Genomic DNA, 3,217 nt, shown 5'->3' with positions numbered 1-3,217 from the left:
AAAAAGTTTTGTTCATAAATATCGGGATATAAGGCAGTTAAGATTGGGGCAAAAAAATATTAAAAAAAAAGTACAAAAAGTTCTTGTGGAAAGGGAAAAGTGTGGTATGTTTGCAGCCGCAAAAACGGGGATGTCCGTTTTTGGGAAAACGTTCCTTATAATAGGTTGTTTTTGGTCGCTTTCGGGGGGCATGGAAATTTTTTTCAAAAAAAAGGCAAAAAGTATTGTGGGGGATAAAAAAGGGTTTTATATTTGCACCCGCCAAACGAGGAAACGAGGTTTGGCCAAGCAAAAGAAGTTCTATTGACATATTGGATTGACAGCGTAAGGTGGCGATTGGAAACGGTTGCCATCGACAAGAGAATAGACCATTTTGAGTACCGAGGTTCCTTAGGTTCGTTAACATTATTTAAGATTTAACGATGAAGAGTTTGATCCTGGCTCAGGATGAACGCTAGCGGCAGGCCTAACACATGCAAGTCGAGGGGTAACAGGGGAGCTTGCTTCCGCTGACGACCGGCGCACGGGTGCGTAACGCGTATGCAACCTACCTCTTACTGGGGGATAGCCTTTAGAAATGAAGATTAACACCCCATGGCACCACACCACTGCATGGTGGCGTGGTTAAAGGTTACGGTAAGAGATGGGCATGCGTCCTATTAGCTGGATGGTGTGGTAACGGCACACCATGGCAACGATAGGTAGGGGCCCTGAGAGGGGGATCCCCCACACTGGTACTGAGACACGGACCAGACTCCTACGGGAGGCAGCAGTGAGGAATATTGGACAATGGGCGGAAGCCTGATCCAGCCATGCCGCGTGCAGGAAGACTGCCCTATGGGTTGTAAACTGCTTTTATACGGGAAGAAACCGCCCTACGTGTAGGGCTCTGACGGTACCGTAAGAATAAGGATCGGCTAACTCCGTGCCAGCAGCCGCGGTAATACGGAGGATCCAAGCGTTATCCGGAATCATTGGGTTTAAAGGGTCCGTAGGTGGAAGGTTAAGTCAGAGGTGAAATCCTGCAGCTCAACTGTAGAATTGCCTTTGATACTGGCTTTCTTGAATTACTGTGAAGTAGCTAGAATATGTAGTGTAGCGGTGAAATGCATAGATATTACATAGAATACCGATTGCGAAGGCAGGTTACTAACAGTACATTGACACTGATGGACGAAAGCGTGGGTAGCGAACGGGATTAGATACCCCGGTAGTCCACGCCGTAAACGATGGATACTAGCTGTCCGGCTTCGGCTGGGTGGCTAAGCGAAAGTGATAAGTATCCCACCTGGGGAGTACGTTCGCAAGAATGAAACTCAAAGGAATTGACGGGGGCCCGCACAAGCGGTGGAGCATGTGGTTTAATTCGATGATACGCGAGGAACCTTACCAGGGCTTAAATGTAGGCTGCATGGGGCAGAGATGTCCCTTTCTTCGGACTGCTTACAAGGTGCTGCATGGTTGTCGTCAGCTCGTGCCGTGAGGTGTCAGGTTAAGTCCTATAACGAGCGCAACCCCTGTTGTTAGTTGCCAGCGAGTGAAGTCGGGAACTCTAACAAGACTGCCGGTGCAAACCGTGAGGAAGGTGGGGATGACGTCAAATCATCACGGCCCTTACGTCCTGGGCTACACACGTGCTACAATGGTATGGACAATGAGCAGCCACTACGCGAGTAGGAGCGAATCTATAAACCATATCACAGTTCGGATCGGAGTCTGCAACTCGACTCCGTGAAGCTGGAATCGCTAGTAATCGGATATCAGCCATGATCCGGTGAATACGTTCCCGGGCCTTGTACACACCGCCCGTCAAGCCATGGAAGCTGGGAGTGCCTGAAGTCCGTCACCGCAAGGAGCGGCCTAGGGTAAAATCGGTAACTAGGGCTAAGTCGTAACAAGGTAGCCGTACCGGAAGGTGCGGCTGGAACACCTCCTTTCTAGAGAAAGACGGCCTTAAAGGTGCCATTTGTAGGTGCAAGGAGGGGTTTGTTCTCTGTCGCTGTCAATTTATATTATATTAAGGTTTAGAAGTTTGATGTTAAAGGGGTTTAGGGGACAAAGCTAAACGGCTAAACGTACAAACGCCTAGACAAAAAGGAAACAGTCTCATAGCTCAGCTGGTTAGAGCGCTACACTGATAATGTAGAGGTCGGCAGTTCGAGTCTGCCTGAGACTACTGTCAAAGTTAAAAGTTATAAGTGAAAAGTGTAAAATTAGCTTATAGGCTTTTGGTTTTAAGATGTTCATAAAAATAAAGGAAATTCTAGAAGTTAAGCAACCCAAAGTTGCAGATTTAGTTACTGCTAACTGCAAACTGAATACTGCTTACCAAGGAAATGGGGGATTAGCTCAGCTGGCTAGAGCGCTTGCCTTGCACGCAAGAGGTCATCGGTTCGACTCCGATATTCTCCACAGATAAAACTTTTAAAGGGTAATGTCCGAGTAAAGAGAAATAGCGAGCTTGCTCGATTATTTTGATTGGCGAGGGTGTTTTTAAAAGTTTTTCAAAATGGGAGTTTGAGGTTGGTTGCGTAGCAACACTTCGAAAAGCTTACATTTTGGTAAAGTTCATTGACATATTGGAACAAGATACATGAAAAAAAGAAATTAGATAGAAATATCTGATAGAACTAAATTAATTGTAACGAGCAATTAGTTGAACTCATTAAAAAAGCAAAAAAGTACAATAAGCTAGACAAGGGCGTATGGGGGATGCCTAGGCTCTCAGAGGCGAAGAAGGACGTGATAAGCTGCGAAAAGCCGCGGGGATCGGCACACACGAATTGATCCGCGGATGTCCGAATGGGGCAACCCAGTGCAGTGAAGCTGCATTATTCCGTAAGGGAGGCGAACCCGGGGAACTGAAACATCTAAGTACCCGGAGGAAGAGAAAACAAAAGTGATTCCGTTAGTAGTGGCGAGCGAACGCGGATTAGCCCAAACCGGTGTTGTTAAGGCAATGCCGGGGTTGTAGGACTGCGATATTCGAGTTGGGATGAACCGGAACTGTTTGGAAAGACAGACCACAGGGGGTGATAGTCCCGTATGGGCAAAGACCAATAAGATAGCAGTATCCTGAGTAGCGCGGGGCACGTGGAACCCTGTGTGAATCTGCCGGGACCATCCGGTAAGGCTAAATACTCCTGAGAGACCGATAGTGAACCAGTACCGTGAGGGAAAGGTGAAAAGAACCCTGAATAAGGGAGTGAAAGAGAAC

The 3,217-nt window shown here is 47.3% G+C and carries 1 protein-coding gene, 2 tRNA genes and 2 rRNA genes (1 of these 5 only partly in view); all 5 read left to right on the top strand.

Translation table 11 applies throughout. The features are described from left to right. Positions 1-307, top strand: a 307-nt coding sequence (locus K7G79_RS14505; protein ID WP_223552316.1) for a hypothetical protein, incomplete at its 5' end; no start/stop codon positions are given. Positions 308-419: 112 nt separating this feature from the next. Continuing rightward, positions 420-1,937: ribosomal RNA gene (locus K7G79_RS14500) — 16S ribosomal RNA — on the top strand. Positions 1,938-2,102: 165 nt separating this feature from the next. Next, positions 2,103-2,176, top strand: a tRNA-Ile gene (locus K7G79_RS14495). A gap of 162 nt (positions 2,177-2,338) precedes the next feature. After that, positions 2,339-2,412 (top strand) — tRNA-Ala (locus K7G79_RS14490). 272 nt (positions 2,413-2,684) lie between these two features. Further along, positions 2,685-3,217, top strand: a 23S ribosomal RNA gene (locus K7G79_RS14485) (it continues 2,291 nt past the right edge of the window). The 16S and 23S rRNA genes sit together here with 2 tRNA genes alongside, the layout of an rRNA operon.

The sequence above is a fragment of the Aestuariivivens sp. NBU2969 genome (assembly GCF_019931125.1).
Classification (GTDB): Bacteria; Bacteroidota; Bacteroidia; order Flavobacteriales; family Flavobacteriaceae; genus Aestuariivivens; species Aestuariivivens marinum.
This window is presented reverse-complemented; position numbering and strand designations above follow the sequence as displayed.